The 14,488-nt window shown below is 73.5% G+C and carries 9 protein-coding genes; 8 read left to right on the top strand and 1 reads right to left on the bottom strand.

What is annotated here, in order from left to right; translation table 11 throughout:
* Positions 1-42: 42 nt before the first annotated feature.
* From Plo01_RS20090 to Plo01_RS20070, 5 genes are all read left to right on the top strand, one after another.
* Entirely contained in the window at positions 43-2,670 is a 2,628-nt protein-coding gene (locus Plo01_RS20090; RefSeq protein ID WP_203892177.1) for a GcvT family protein, read from the top strand.
* Between the two features lie 128 nt (positions 2,671-2,798).
* The gene (locus tag Plo01_RS20085; RefSeq protein WP_203892176.1) at positions 2,799-4,010 is read left to right on the top strand and encodes a sarcosine oxidase subunit beta family protein; all 1,212 of its coding nucleotides are present in this window, start codon (positions 2,799-2,801) and stop codon (positions 4,008-4,010) included.
* 49 nt (positions 4,011-4,059) lie between these two features.
* Entirely contained in the window at positions 4,060-4,335 is a 276-nt protein-coding gene (locus Plo01_RS20080; RefSeq protein ID WP_203892175.1) for a sarcosine oxidase subunit delta, read from the top strand.
* The gene (locus tag Plo01_RS20075) at positions 4,332-7,706 is read left to right on the top strand and encodes a 2Fe-2S iron-sulfur cluster-binding protein (protein ID WP_203892174.1); all 3,375 of its coding nucleotides are present in this window, start codon (positions 4,332-4,334) and stop codon (positions 7,704-7,706) included. Before Plo01_RS20080 ends, Plo01_RS20075 begins: the two co-directional genes overlap by 4 nt.
* A 178-nt stretch (positions 7,707-7,884) precedes the next feature.
* The gene (locus Plo01_RS20070; RefSeq protein ID WP_239316691.1) at positions 7,885-8,577 is read left to right on the top strand and encodes an HNH endonuclease family protein; all 693 of its coding nucleotides are present in this window, start codon (positions 7,885-7,887) and stop codon (positions 8,575-8,577) included.
* Positions 8,578-8,674: 97 nt separating this feature from the next.
* Here Plo01_RS20070 and Plo01_RS20065 read toward each other — a convergent pair whose 3' ends face one another.
* The gene (locus Plo01_RS20065) at positions 8,675-9,040 is read right to left on the bottom strand and encodes a PepSY domain-containing protein (RefSeq protein ID WP_239316689.1); all 366 of its coding nucleotides are present in this window, start codon (positions 9,038-9,040) and stop codon (positions 8,675-8,677) included.
* A gap of 329 nt (positions 9,041-9,369) precedes the next feature.
* Between Plo01_RS20065 and helR the strand changes: the two genes are divergently transcribed.
* The 3 genes from helR to Plo01_RS20050 all read left to right on the top strand — a co-directional run bounded on the left by helR (position 9,370) and on the right by Plo01_RS20050 (position 14,414).
* Positions 9,370-11,517 carry an RNA polymerase recycling motor ATPase HelR gene (gene helR / locus Plo01_RS20060; RefSeq protein ID WP_203892173.1) on the top strand — a complete coding sequence of 716 codons (2,148 nt, stop codon included), beginning with the start codon at positions 9,370-9,372 and terminating at the stop codon, positions 11,515-11,517.
* Between the two features lie 138 nt (positions 11,518-11,655).
* On the top strand, positions 11,656-12,042 hold the full coding sequence (locus Plo01_RS20055; RefSeq protein WP_203892172.1) for an anti-sigma factor antagonist: 387 nt from the start codon (positions 11,656-11,658) through the stop codon (positions 12,040-12,042).
* A 347-nt stretch (positions 12,043-12,389) separates the two neighbouring features.
* On the top strand, positions 12,390-14,414 hold the full coding sequence (locus Plo01_RS20050) for a sensor histidine kinase (RefSeq protein ID WP_203892171.1): 2,025 nt from the start codon (positions 12,390-12,392) through the stop codon (positions 14,412-14,414).
* The last annotated feature ends 74 nt before the right edge of the window (positions 14,415-14,488 follow it).

Genomic DNA, 14,488 nt, shown 5'->3' with positions numbered 1-14,488 from the left:
AGTCCGGTGATTGTTGCGTATTAGGGAACACCCGGAGGGCGCATGGCGGGCCGGCCTCGTGTTGTGATCATCGGAGCCGGCATCGTGGGCTGCGCCCTCGCCGACGAGCTCACCGTGCGGGGCTGGACGGACGTCACCGTCCTGGAGCAGGGGCCGCTCTTCGCCGCGGGCGGCTCCAGCTCCCACGCGCCGGGCCTGGTCTTCCAGACCAATCCGTCGAAGACGATGACGGATTTCGCGGTTTACACGGTTGCGAAATACCGCGATTTATCGCTCGACGGAAAGCCGTGTTTCACCCAGGTCGGCGGCCTGGAGGTCGCCACCACCCCCGAACGCTGGCGCGACCTGCACCGAAGACACGGCTGGGCCGCATCCTGGGGCGTCGAGAGCGAGCTGGTCGATCCCGCCCGCTGCGCCGCGCTCTGGCCGCCGCTCGACGCCTCCCTGGTCCACGGCGGCTTCCACATCCCGTCGGACGGCCTGGCCGACGCGGTGCGCTGCGGCGAGGCCCAGGCCCGCCGGGCGATCGAGCGCGGCGCGCGTTTCCTGGCGGGCCACCGGGTGGTCGCGGTGGATCAGCGCGGCGGACGGGTCACCGGGGTCACCGCCGAGGTGCTCACGGGCGGCCCGGCGGCCGGGTCGCGGGGGCCGGGCCGGGTTCCGGCCGTCACGGGGTCCCCGGCGGGCGGTGAGGTCCTGGAACGGGTGACGCTGCCCGCCGACCTCGTGGTCTGCGCGGCGGGGTTCTGGGGGCCGCGGATCGGGGAGCTCGCCGGGCTGACCGTGCCGCTGCTGCCGCTGGCCCATCAGTACGCCCGGTCCGGGCCGCTGCCCGTGCTCGCCGCCGGTCGCCGGGCCGTGCGGTCCTCCGACGGGGAACGCGGCGGGGCGGGGGCCGGAGGGGAGGGCGGGGCGGAGGCCGTACTGCCCATCCTGCGGCACCAGGACCGCGACCTGTACTTCCGCCAGCACGGCGACCGGATCGGCGTCGGCTCCTACTCCCACCGCCCGATGCCCGTCCGGCAGGAGGAGATCCCGCTCCGCGCCACGACCATGCCGTCGGTCCAGGAGTTCACCCCCGGCGACTACGATCCCGCCTGGCGGGACGCGGCCGAGCTGGTGCCCGCGCTCGGCGGGTCCAAGCCCGAGGAGGGCGTCAACGGGATCTTCTCCTTCACCCCCGACGGGTTCCCGCTGATCGGAGAGGCTCCGGAGCTGGCCGGGTTCTGGGTCGCCGAGGCGGTCTGGGTGACCCACTCGGCCGGGGTGGCCAGGGCGCTGGCGGAGTGGCTGGTGGACGGCCACTCCGCTTTCGACCTGCACGAGTGCGAGCTGAGCCGGTTCGAGCCGGTCCAGCTCGCGCCCGCCTACGTCGCCGAGCGCGGCGGGCAGAACTTCGTCGAGGTCTACGACGTCGTCCACCCGCTCCAGCCGATGGACTCGCCCCGGCCCCTGCGGACCAGCCCGTTCCACCCGCGCCAGCGCGAACTGGGCGCGTTCTTCCTGGAGGCCGCCGGCTGGGAGCGGCCCCACTGGTTCGAGGCCAACGCCGCGCTGCTGGAGGATCCGGTACGGCTCGCGCCCGACGCCGAGGCGTTCGTCGGCGCGGCGGCGCGCGACGAGTGGGCCGCGCGCTACTGGTCGCCGATCGCCGCCGCCGAGGCGTGGGCCACCCGGCAGCGCGTGGCGCTGTACGACATGACGCCGCTGAAGCGCATCGAGGTCACCGGGCCGGGAGCGGCGGCCTTCCTGCGGCGCATGACCACCGGCGCCGTGGACAAGCCGCCCGGCGCGGTCACCTACACGCTGCTGCTCGACCCCGGGGGCGGGATCAGGTCCGACCTGACCGTGGCCCGGCTGGGCGAGGAGCGCTTCCAGGTCGGCGCCAACGGCAACCTCGACCTCGCCTGGCTGCGCCGGCACGCCCCGCCGGACGGGGTGGGCGTGCGGGACGTCACCCCCGGGACGTGCTGCGTCGGCGTGTGGGGACCGCGGGCGCGGGACCTGGTGCAGCCGCTCACCGATCTGGACCTGTCCAACGAAGGTTTCCGCTATTTCACCGTTAAATCGGGCTATGTCGGCCAGGTGCCGGTGACGATGATGCGGCTCTCGTACGTCGGCGAGCTGGGCTGGGAGATCTACACCACCGCCGACCTCGGCCTGCGGCTCTGGGACCTGCTCTGGGAGGCGGGCCGCCGGCACGGCGTCGCCGCCGGGGGCCGGGCCGCCTTCAACAGCCTGCGGCTGGAGAAGGGCTACCGGCTCTGGGGCGTGGACATGACCCCGGAGCACCGGCCGGAGGAGGCCGGGCTGGGCTGGGCCGTACGGATGGGCAAGAGCGGTGACGACGGCGACGACTTCGTCGGCAGGCAGGCCCTCGAAGCTCTCAGGGCCCGCGGCGGCGAGGTGACGCGCAGGCTGGTGCCGCTGCTCACCGAGCGGGTCGTCATGGGCGGGGAACCGGTCTTCCACGACGGGCGCGCGGCCGGTTACGTGACCAGCGCCGCCTACGGGCACACCCTCGGCCGGGCGATCGCCTACGCCTGGCTCCCGGCCGCCGCGGCGGCGCCGGGCACCGCCGTCGAGGTGGAGTACTTCGGGGAACGGGTGCCCGCGCGGGTGGCCGCCGAACCGCTCTTCGACCCGGCCATGTCCCGGATCAAGCGGTAGGGCGGACGAACGGGCAGCCGGGACGAGCGGTAGACGGGAAGAACGACGGACGAGCGGACGAGCGGACGAGCGGACGAGCGGACGAGCGACAGGACGGTCATGGATCGGAGCGAACGGCGGGTCCCCCGGTGAGCGCGCGGGCCCACCCCGACTTCCTCTGGCGGAACCCGGACCCCCGCCCCTCCTACGACGTGGTGATCGTCGGAGGCGGCGGGCACGGCCTGGCGACCGCCTACTACCTGGCGGAGAACCACGGGATCACGGACGTCGCCGTCCTGGAGAAGGGCTGGCTGGCGGGCGGCAACATGGCCCGCAACACCACCGTCATCCGCTCGAACTACCTGTGGGACGAGAGCGCCGCGATCTACGAGCACTCCCTGAAACTCTGGGAGGGACTCTCCGCCGAGCTGGACTACGACCTGATGTTCAGCCAGCGCGGGGTGCTCAACCTCGCCCACAGCCTGCACGACGTGCGCGAGGGGCGGCGGCGGGTCAACGCCAACGTGCTCAACGGCGTCGACGCCGAGTGGCTGGACGCCGACGAGGCGCGCGCCTTCTGCCCGATCCTCGAGGTCGGCGGGCACACCCGCCACCCGGTGCTCGGCGCGACCCTCCAGCGCCGCGGCGGCATCGCCAAGCACGACCACGTCGCCTGGGGATACGCGCGGGGAGCCGACGCGCTCGGAGTCGATCTCATTCAGGGGTGCGAGGTCACCGGGTTCGAGATCACGGGCGGCCGGGTGCGGGCCGTGCTGACCTCGCTGGGACGGATCGCGGCCGGGACCGTCGCGCTGGCCGCGGCCGGGCACACCAGCGTGCTGGCCGCCAGGGCGGGCCTGCGGCTGCCGCTGCAGTCGCACCCCCTCCAGGCGCTGGTCTCGGAGCTGCTGGAGCCGGTGCTGAACTGCGTGGTCATGTCCAACGCGGTGCACGTCTACGTCAGCCAGGCGCACAAGGGCGAGCTGGTCATGGGCGCGGGCATCGACCCCTACACCTCCTACGGCCAGCGCGGGTCCTTCCACGTCATCGAGGAGCAGATGTCCGCCGCGCTGGAGCTGTTCCCGATCTTCAAGCGGGTGCGGGTGGTGCGCACCTGGGCCGGGATCGTGGACGTCTCCCCGGACGCCTCCCCGATCATCGGGACGACCCCGGTGGACGGACTGCTGGTCAACGCCGGCTGGGGGACGGGCGGGTTCAAGGCGACGCCCGGCTCCGGCTGGGTCTACGCCGACACGATCGCCTCCGGCAGGCCGCACCCGCTGGCCGAGCCGTTCGGTCTCGAACGGTTCACCACGGGGGCGCTCATCGACGAGCACGGAGCGGCGGCGGTGGCGCACTGATGCGGCCGGGACGGCCGGACGGCGGGAGGGGAAGGGCGGTGGCGGAGCGGTGCAGCTGATCGAGTGCCCGTGGTGCGGCCCGCGCGACGAGATCGAGTTCCGGTACGGCGGGCAGGCCGGGATCGCCTACCCGAAGGACCCGGCGGCGCTGAGCGACGAGGAATGGGCCGGATACGTGTTCATGCGCGACAACCCGCGGGGCTGGTTCCACGAGCGCTGGTTCCACGTCCACGGCTGCCGGACCTGGTTCTCGGTACGGCGGCACACCGTCACCCACGAGATCGGCCGGGACCCGGGGTCTCCACGGCGTGAGGAGTTCGGATGAGACGGGACAGCGGGGGCCGGATCGACCGCTCGCGCGTGCTGCGCTTCACCTTCGACGGGCGCGAGCTGACCGGGCATCCGGGCGACACGCTCGCCTCGGCGCTGCTGGCCTGCGGTGTCCGGATCGTCGGCGGGAGCGTGGACCTCGGACGGCCGCGCGGCGTCTTCACCGCCGGGGCGGAGGAGCCGAACGCGCTGGTCCGGGTGGGGGACGAGCCCATGGTCCCGGCGACGACGGTGGAGTTGCGGGACGGCCTGGAGGCGTGGAGCCTGCGGGGCCGCGGCCGCCTCGGCCCGGCGCTCCCACCCGGCGGCGCCCGTCCCGTGCCGGGTGCGCCGTCCGGTGCGGCCGGTCGTCCCGGCACGGACAGGTCGCCGGGTGCGGCCGGTCGTCCCGGCGCGGGCGCGCCGCCGGGCGAGCCCCGGCACGACAAGGCGTACCTGCACTGCGACGTGCTCGTGGTCGGCGGCGGCCCGGCCGGGCTGGCGGCGGCGCTGGCGGCCGGAGAGGTGGGCGCCCGCGTCGTGCTCCTCGACGACCAGCCCGAACCCGGCGGCGACCTGCTGAGCAGCCGGGTCCTCCTGGACGGGGGACCGGCGCCGGACTGGGTCTCCTCGGTCGCGGCCCGCCTCGCCGCGCTTCCCGAGGTCCGCGTCCTGTCCCGGACCACCGCCATCGGCTACCACGACCACAACTACGTCGTCGCCGTGGAGCGGCGCGGCGGGTGCCGGTTGTGGCACTTCCGGGCGGGCCGGGTGGTGCTGGCCACCGGGGCGCACGAGCGCTCGGTCGCCTTCCCCGGCAACGACCGCCCGGGCGTCATGCTGGCCTCGGCCGCGCGGACCTACGCCAACCGGTACGGCGTGCTCCCCGGCCGCCGCGCGGTGGTGTTCACCTGCACCGACTCCGGTCACGAGGCCGCCCGCGACCTGGCCGCCGCCGGAGTCGAGATCGTGGAGATCGTGGACCCCCGCCGGGACGGCTCACTGGTCGTGGGGACGCTCGCGGACAGGGAGGGAGCCCTCGCCGGAGCCGTGATCGGCGGCGCGGCCGGAGAACGGGCGGCCGCCTGTGATCTGCTCGCCGTCTCGGGCGGCTGGAACCCGGCGGTCCAGCTGTTCAGCCAGTCCCAGGGACGGCTCCGGTTCGACGAGACCCTGCAGGCGTTCGTCCCGCATCTGTCCGCCCAGGCCGAGCGGTCGGCGGGGGCGTGCCGGGGCGTGTACGGCACGGCCGCCGCCGTCGCCGACGGCTTCGCCGCCGGATCCCAGGCCGCCGAGCTGGCCGGGGTCCGGGAACGGGAGGTCTTCCGCGTCCCCGAGTGCGACGAGCCCGCACAGAGCCCTCCCGCGGCCCTGTGGACGGTTCCCGCCCGGCGGCCGTCACCGGATCGACCCGCCGGTGCGGCGGGAACCGCGCCTGCGGCCCCGGACCCGTCCGATTCCACGGCGGAGGCCGCGCACGGTCCCGGCGCCGGGGGCGACGCGGAGGCGTTCGTCGATCTCCAGCGGGACGTGACGGTGGCGGACCTCGGGCGGGCCGCCGGGGCGGGCCTGCGTTCGGTGGAGCACGTCAAGCGCTACACCACCGCCGGGACCGGCGCGGAGCAGGGCAAGACGTCCGGGGCGACGGCCGTGGGAGTGGTGGCGGCGCTGCTCGGGGTGGAGCCCGGGCAGGTGGGGACGACCACGTTCCGCCCGCCGTACACGCCGGTGGCCTTCGGGGTGCTCGCGGGACGGGACCGCGGGGCGCTGTCGGACCCGATCCGGGTCACGGCCATGCACGACCTGCACGTCGCCCGCGGCGCCGTCTTCGAGGACGTCGGGCAGTGGAAGCGCCCCCGCTACTTCCCGCTGGACGGCGAGTCCATGGCGGAGGCGGTCGAGCGGGAGCGCCGGGCCGCGCGGACCGGGGTGGCGGCGATCGACGCCTCCACCCTCGGGAAGATCGAGGTCGTAGGGAGGGACGCGGGGGAGTTCCTCGACCGGATGTACCCGAACACGCTCTCCACGCTGCCGGTCGGCTCCTGCCGGTACAGCGTGATGTGCGGGGCCGACGGCATGGTCCTCGACGACGGGGTGATCACCCGGCTGGCGGAGGACCGCTATCTGGTGACCACGACGACCGGGAACGCCGCCGCCGTGCTCGACCGGCTGGAGGAGTGGCGGCAGACCGAGTGGCCGGACCTGGACGTCTCGTTCACCTCCGTCACCGACCACTGGGCGGTCGTCGCGGTGGTCGGCCCGCGGGCCAGGCCCGTCGCCGAGGCGCTGGTCACCGATGTCGACTTCGCCGACTTCCCGTTCATGACCTGCCGGGAGAGCCGATTCGGGAGGGTTTTCCGGATCAGTTTCTCCGGTGAGCTGGCCTACGAGATCAACGTGCCCCGGTGGTTCGGCGCGGCGCTGTGGGAGGCCGCGCTGGAGCGGGGGGCGGTGCCGTACGGGACCGAGACCATGCACGTGCTCCGGGCCGAGAAGGGCTTCGCGATCGTCGGGCAGGAGACCGACGGGACCGTGACCCCGCAGGATCTGGGGATGTCGTGGATCGTCTCCGCGCGCAAGCCGGACTTCGTCGGCAGACGTTCCCACAGCCGCCCCGACACCGCCCGTCCCGGTCGCAAGCGCCTGGTCGGCCTCGTCCCCGACGATCCCCGCGAGGTCCTCACCGAGGGCGCCCAGCTCGTCGCGTCCCCCGGAGGGAGGCGGATGCTCGGCCACGTCACCTCCGCCTATCCCGGAGTCGCGCTGGCCATGATCCGCGACGTCCGGGCGGGCGACCGGCTCTTCGCCTTCGACGCCCGTCGGGGCTGCGAGGTGCCGGTGACCGTGACCGACCCGGTCTTCCACGATCCGCAGAACGCCCGCCGTGACGGCGACCCTCCGGACGTCCGGCTGGAACCCGTCAGGGGGTACGGCGCGAGGAGCGCGCTGGCGGGGTTCGGCGGCCGGTTCGCCGCGGCGGGCTCTTGCGGGGCGATGATCCGCGAGGTCCCGCTCGTGCCGATGCGGGAGGCCCGGGGGGAAGCGCCGGTGGAGGAGCGGGGACGGAAGGGGTTGCGGCTCGGGCCCGACTGGTGGCTGGTCGTGGGCGGGCGGCTGGTCGCGGGCGGGCCGCCGGGTGTGGACGTCTCGGGTCAGCGGGCCGTCGTCAGGTTGTCCGGGCCGCGGGCCGGGGACGTGCTCATGACCGGTTGCCGGATCGACCTGCATCCGGCGGTGTTCACCGTCGGCGCGCACACCCGGACCCTGCTGGCCCGCGTCCCGGTCGTCCTGCACCGGATCGAGCCGGACGCCTACCTGATCCTCGTGTGCTCCTCCCTCGCCGGGTACCTCGCCGAGTGGCTGCTGGACGCCCTGGAGGGGCTGTGAACGTCGCGGTGGTCGGCGGGAGGCGGGCGGGCCCGATCCGCCGCGGCGAGCTGGGACGGGAGGCCGGACGGGCCGGGACGGGAGACCGGACGGGGCTTTTACGACTGGGACTGATTGTTCGGGTAAATTTCCCGTTTCCGGGTAGCCAAATCATGTGAGAGTCGATGGAAAAGTGCAGGTGAGACGGGGGCGACGCGCGGCCGTCGCGGTGGTCGCGCTCGCGCTGGCCGGGGCGTCGGCGGGGTGCGGTCTCGACGGGGAGGCCCTGAGCGGCCCCTCCCGGGAGGGGAACGGCAAGGACGGGGGCGGCAAATCCGCCTCCGAGGCGCTCAAGGATCTGGAGAAGCTCCCGGTCAAGGGCCGTGCTCCGAAGACGGGCTTCGACCGGGACGAATTCGGGCCCTCGTGGGCGGACGTCGACCACAACGGGTGCGACACCCGCAACGACATCCTCAAGCGGGATCTGAAGGACGAGACGTTCAAGAAGGGCACCCAGGACTGCGTCGTGCTCACGGGTGTCCTGGAGGATCCGTACGGCGGCAAGACCATCGAGTTCACGCGGGGCGAGCGGAGCAGCATGGAGGTGCAGATCGACCACGTGGTCGCGCTCTCCGACGCCTGGCAGAAGGGCGCCCAGCAGCTCAGCGCGGCCGAACGCAGAGAACTGGCCAACGACCCGCTGAACCTGCTGGCCGTGGACGGTCCGCTGAACAACCAGAAGGGCGACGCGGACGCGGCGACCTGGCTGCCGCCGCGCCGCGCCTACCGCTGTCCCTACGTCTCCCGGCAGATCTCGGTGAAGCTCAAGTACGAGCTCTGGGTGACCTCGGGGGAGAAGGCCGCGATGGAACGGGTGCTGAAGTCCTGCTGAGGCCGGCGGCGCCCGGCCGGCCCCGGGATCGCCGGAGGGCCGGGGCCGGCCGGGAGATCAGGAGGTCGTGCGGTCGTGCGGTCGTGCGGTCGGGAGATCAGTCGTCGTACTTCTTCTTGAACTTGATGATCTTTCCGGTCCGCAGGGAGACGTAGACGTCGTACTCCCAGTTCCCCCGGACCAGCTCCACCTTGCAGACGCGGTGGCCGTGCTCCCATTCCCGCTCGACCTCGGTGACCCGGGCGCGCGGGACCCGCTTCTTGGCGATCTTCACGGCCTTCGCGCACGAGATGCCCGTGGCGGGAGCCGAGGCGGCGGCGGGGACGGCCGCCGCGATCGGGGCGGAGGCGGCGGCGGGGTGACTCCCGCTCCCGGCGAGGGCCACGCCGCTCCCGGCGGACAGCAGGGCGACGGTTCCGGCCGCGGCGAGTGCGATCTTGGAGATCATGTGGGTCTTCGTCATGGCTCAAGGCTCGCGCGGGCCGGGATAGGGCCGCGCTAACCCTCCCCTAAGAGAAGCCCTCCGAGATCCCTGAGAGAAGTTCCCCCGGGAGCACCTGAACGATCGAGGCCGCGCGCGTTCGAGGCGGCGCCGGCGGGCCGCGAGGGGGCGTCCGCACGGCGGGCGATGAGGGGAGAAGGGAGACGACCGCTCCCTTCCACTCTCAAGCTATAGCGCACCGGGGGGCTTGCGGCAAGACCCGGGGCATGCCGCACAATCGTCGGCCGGGGCTCAACAGCCTGCGGAAACGGGGGAACGGCCGTACGCGGCCTCAGATCGGAGCTGATGACATGAGAACCCAGACCACCGGTGCGTTCGACCTTCCCGCCCACCTCGCTCCCAAGGCCGACCCGGCGCTGATCTCCGATGATGAGAAGCACTTCGCGGCCGTCGCCGAATCCCTCGAGCAGTCGATCGCCGAGCTGTCCCGCCGCCTCGACGCCGAGCGCATGGCGCCCGGCGGCCAGGGCCGGCAGGCGCTGGACCGGGACCTGGAGATCCACCGGCTGAGCGCCCGCCTGCGCGCCCTGCGCCGCTTCGGCCTGGACCTGTGCCTGGGACGCATGGTCGGCGCGGACGACTCCGGGCCCGTGTACGTCGGACGGCTCGGCCTCACCGACAGCGCGGGCCGCCGGCTGCTGCTCGACTGGCGCTCCCCGGCGGCCGAGCCGTTCTTCGGCGCCACCCACGCCAACCCGATGGGCCTGGCGAGCCGCCGCAGGTACCGCTGGACCCGCGGGCGGATCAGCGACTACTGGGACGAGGTGTTCACCCCGGACGGGCTGGAAGGGCACGCCGCGCTCGACGACCAGTCCGCCTTCATCGCCAGCCTGGGCGGCAGCCGGTCGAGCCGGATGCGAGACGTGCTGGGCACCATCCAGGCCGACCAGGACGCCATCATCCGCGCGGGATCCCACGGGGCGCTCGTCGTCGACGGCGGTCCCGGCACGGGGAAGACCGTCGTCGCCCTGCACCGCTCCGCCTACCTGCTCTACTCCGATCCCCGCCTCGGCCACCACCGGGGCGGCGTGCTGTTCGTCGGTCCGCACCAGCCCTACCTGGCCTACGTCGCCGACGTCCTGCCCAGCCTCGGAGAGGAGGGCGTGCAGACGTGCACCCTGCGGGACCTCGTCGCGGAGGGAGCCGCGGCGGCGATCGAGACCGACCCGGAGGCGGCTCGCCTGAAGTCGTCCGCGGACCTGGTGAAGGCGATCGAGCCGGCCGTCAGGTTCTACGAGAACCCGCCCGCCAAGGGGATGACGGTGACGACCCAGTGGGAGGACATCTGGCTGAGCGCCGACGACTGGGCCGAGGCGTTCGACGCGCCGGATCCCGGAACCCCGCACAACGAGGCGCGCGACCGGATCTGGGAGGAACTGGTCACGATCGTGGCCGACAAGCACGAGGGCGACGTCCCGGCGGAGCTGCTCCGCAAGTCGCTGCTGCGGGACAGGGAGCTGGTCACCGTCTTCAACCGGGCCTGGCCGCTGATCGAGGCGGCCGACCTCGTCGGGGACCTGTGGACGGTCCCCGCCTACCTGCGGATGTGCGCCCCCTGGCTCAGCCCCGACGAGGTGCGGAAGCTGCAGCGCGAGGAGGCCCAGGCCTGGACGGTGTCCGACCTGCCGCTGCTGGACGCGGCGCGGCAGCGGCTCGGCGACCCGGAGGCGTCACGGCGCAGGCGCCGGCAGGAAGCCGCTCTCGCCGCCCAGCGCGAGCGCATGGCCCAGGTCGTCGACAACCTGATCGAGGCCGACGACGACGGCGAAGGGCTCGTGACACAGCTGCGCCGGGCGGACCTCCAGCGGAATCTGGTCGACGAGTCCGAGCTGCCCGCCCCCGACCCGGACCTGCTGGCCGGGCCGTTCGCGCACGTCGTCGTGGACGAGGCCCAGGAGCTGACCGACGCGGAGTGGCAGATGCTGCTGCTGCGGTGCCCGTCGCGGAGTTTCACCATCGTCGGGGACCGGGCCCAGGCCAGGCACGGGTTCACGGAGTCCTGGCGGGAACGGCTCGAGCGGGTCGGGCTCGACCGGATCACCCTGTCCCCGCTCAGCGTCAACTACCGGACCCCGGCGGAGATCATGGCGGAGGCCGAGCCGGTCATCCGGGCCGCGCTCCCGGACGCCAACGTGCCGACCTCCATCCGCGGCAGCGGCCTTCCCGTCGTCCGCGGATCCGTCTCGGAGCTGGAGACGGTCCTCGGCTCCTGGCTGGCCGCCCATGCCGACGGAATCGCCTGCGTCATCGGCGATCCCGCGTTCCAGGAGAGGCCGCGCGTCCGGTCGCTGGCCCCGGAGCTGACGAAGGGGCTCGAGTTCGACCTGGTCGTCCTCGTCGACCCGGAGGCGTTCGGCGAGGGCATCGAGGGAGCGGTCGACCGCTATGTCGCGATGACCCGGGCGACCCAGCGACTCGTCATCCTCACGAGTTCTTGACGCCGGGACCGGGCCGATGGCATCACCGAGAAGAAATGTCACTTTTACGGGAAGATGTGTCGCTTTTACGCGTTAGTGGACCTATCGAAGCGGTAAAGGAGAGGGAATCCAGTCCTTCGTTTCTCTGGAGGGTCTGCCATGGCCACCCCCGCCCGCAGCAACCGACGGCTGGTCGTCGCCGTCGACACCACCGCCGAGGAGATCGCGGTGATGCGGCTGAGCGGGAACCTGGACATCAACTCCGTGCCGGTCCTGCAGGCGTATCTGGAACCGCTGTGGCGGCAACCCCGGCTGTCCGGGCTGGTGGTCGATGTCGCCGAGGTCGACTTCTGCGACTCCACCGGTCTGGGCAAGCTGATGGGCGCGCGCAACCTCTGCCAGGGGCGTGGCGTCGGCTTCGCCCTGGCCGGGGCGGTCGGGATCATGCAGCGGCTGCTGGTCCTGACCGGCCTGCACCCGTACCTGGACACCTATCCCGACGCGGACGCCGCCGTGCGGAACCTGGCGAGTCCGCCCGAGCGGTGAGGGCGGGGACCCCTCCTCGGCGGCGCCCCTGATCGCCTCCGGGGCGTGTGTGCGCCCCCGTGCGTCCGGGGGCGGTCTGCGGTTCCATGCCCGGCGGGATGCACCAATTGATACGGATTTATCCATTTTTGTGGAGAGATTCCGTATATCGGCCGTGATGAAGGCGAGGGCGGGAACGCCCTATGCGTGGTCGGGCGCGGACCCGCCGCGTCAGGACGGCGCACGTGCGGCCCGGGGACGCCGGCTGTCGACCGGTGACCGGCGCGGTCTCGCGCGAGGGCCGCCCGGACCGCGCGGGCGGCGAAGGGGAGGGCCGGGAAGGAGGGCCGACGATGACGCCGGCCGCGATGGTGCGACGCGTAGCCGGGTTCGCCTGCCTGTACCTGGGGGCGCAGTGGGTGGGCCGGTTGACCCTCATGGACGCCGATCATCTCAGCCTGATCTGGCCCGCCGCCGGTGTCATGGCGGTATGGGTGGCCACCTCGCCCGACGCGCGACGGCTGCGGACGGACCTGGTGGCGCTGGCGGTCACGTCCGCGGCCGTCAACCTCGCCGCCGGCGACCCCGTTCCGCTGGTCGCGGCCTTCACCGCGACCACCGTCATCCAGGCACTGGTGTTCGCCCGGCTATGGGGCCGGTCGCACCGGCCGGCGGCCGGCGGCGAGCCGTTCACGGGCCTGGCCGACCTGCGGAGCTTCGTGCTGGCCGCGGCGGTGGCCGGCGCCTGCGGCGCCGTCCTCGGGACCGCTGCGGCGTGGCTGCAGGCCGGATCGTGGTCGTGGCCCGCCACCGCCGTCTGGCTGGCCCGCGACCTGGTCGGCGTCGTGGTGGTCGGTTCGGCGGGGCTGAGCCTGTACGGGGCGCTCGGCGGCCGGTCGGCGCGGCGGGCGCGGGCCGCGCCCGGCGCCGGGCCGCCGGCCGAGCGCGCCGCCCTGGTGGCGGGGGCGGTCGCGGCCTACTGCGCGGTGTTCGGCACTCAGGGCGTGCCGCTGGCGTTCTCGTTGATGACGTTCACGGTGTGGGCGGCGATGCGGTGCGGCCTCACGTTCGTGACCCTGCACAGCCTGCTCGTCAGCGCGATCGCGGTCGGCTTCACCATGCGCGGTGAGGGCCCGCTGGCCGTCATGGAGGGGCCCGCCGCCCGGGCCCTGGTCGTGCAGACGTTCATCGGCCTGGTCACCCTCGTCGGACTGGCCCTGAGCCTCACCCGCGCCGAACGCGAGACGCTGACGCGCAGGGCCACCACCGCCCAGCAGGAGGCCTGCGCGCAGGCCAGGCTGCTGTCCACGATCCTGGACTCCATGGCCGAGGGTGTGATCGTGGTCGACTCCCGGGACCGGATGGTGCTGGGCAACTCGGCCGCCCACCGGCTGCTGGGCGCCGGCCACGGCTCCACGATCGCCCGGGATCCCGGCCACTACGGCCTGTTCCACCCCGACGGCAGGCCGCTGGCCGCGGAGGAGCTGCCCCATGTCCGGGCCCTGGCCGGGCAGCACGTGCAGGACATGGACGTGGTGGTGAACGACCGGTCCGTTCCCGAAGGCGTCACCGTCAGCGTGAACGCCACGCCCATCTCGGACGGTGACCCTCCCGACCGCCGCGCCGTGGTGGTCCTGCGCGACGTCACCGGGGACCGCCGCCACCGCGACGAGCTGGCGGCGTTCGCCGGGGTCGTCGCCCACGACCTGATCAACCCGCTCACCACGATCGACGGCTGGGCCGACCGGGTGAACGACGTCGCCGCCCGCCACCCGGCCCAGCCCGACATCGCCGACGGCCTGGTCCGGATCCGCCGCGCCGCCCTCCGCATGCGCCATCTGATCAACGACCTGCTCGCCTACACCACCGCGCGGGACGCGAGCCTCGCACCGCGGGACGTGCGCCTGCGCGATCTGGTCACCGAGATCATCACCGCCCGCGCCGACACGCCTGCCGGGGACGCGAGGCCCCGGCCCCGCTTCACCGTCGGCGACCTGCAGGACGTGCACGCCGACCCGGTGCTGCTGCGCCAGCTGGTGGAGAACCTGGTCGGCAACGCCCTCAAATACACCCGGCCGGATGCCGTCCCGCACATCGCCATCCGCTCCGCCCGCACCGCGGACGGCCTGGTCCGGGTGGAGATCTGCGACAACGGCGTCGGCATCCCGCCCGGCCAGCATGAAGCGATCTTCGGCAACTTCCACCGCGCCCACCGGGCCGCCGGCTACGCCGGCACGGGCCTGGGCCTGACGATCTGCAAGCGCATCGTCGAACGCCACGGCGGCACCATCACCGCCCGCGACAACCCCGCCGACGCCCACGGCGCCTGCTTCGCCTTCACCTTGCCCGCCGCCAGCCGAGTCCGGGACGAGGCCGTCGCCATGTCCGCCTGAACCGCCCGCCTGAACCGCCCGCCTGAACCGTCCGTCTGAACCGGGGCGGGGATCGCGACGCCGGCGGCGGTGCC

The organism is Planobispora longispora (assembly GCF_016863135.1).
GTDB lineage: Bacteria > Actinomycetota > Actinomycetes > Streptosporangiales > Streptosporangiaceae > Planobispora > Planobispora longispora.
Note: the sequence above shows the minus strand (reverse complement) of the source record. Positions and strands in the feature narration are given on the sequence as shown.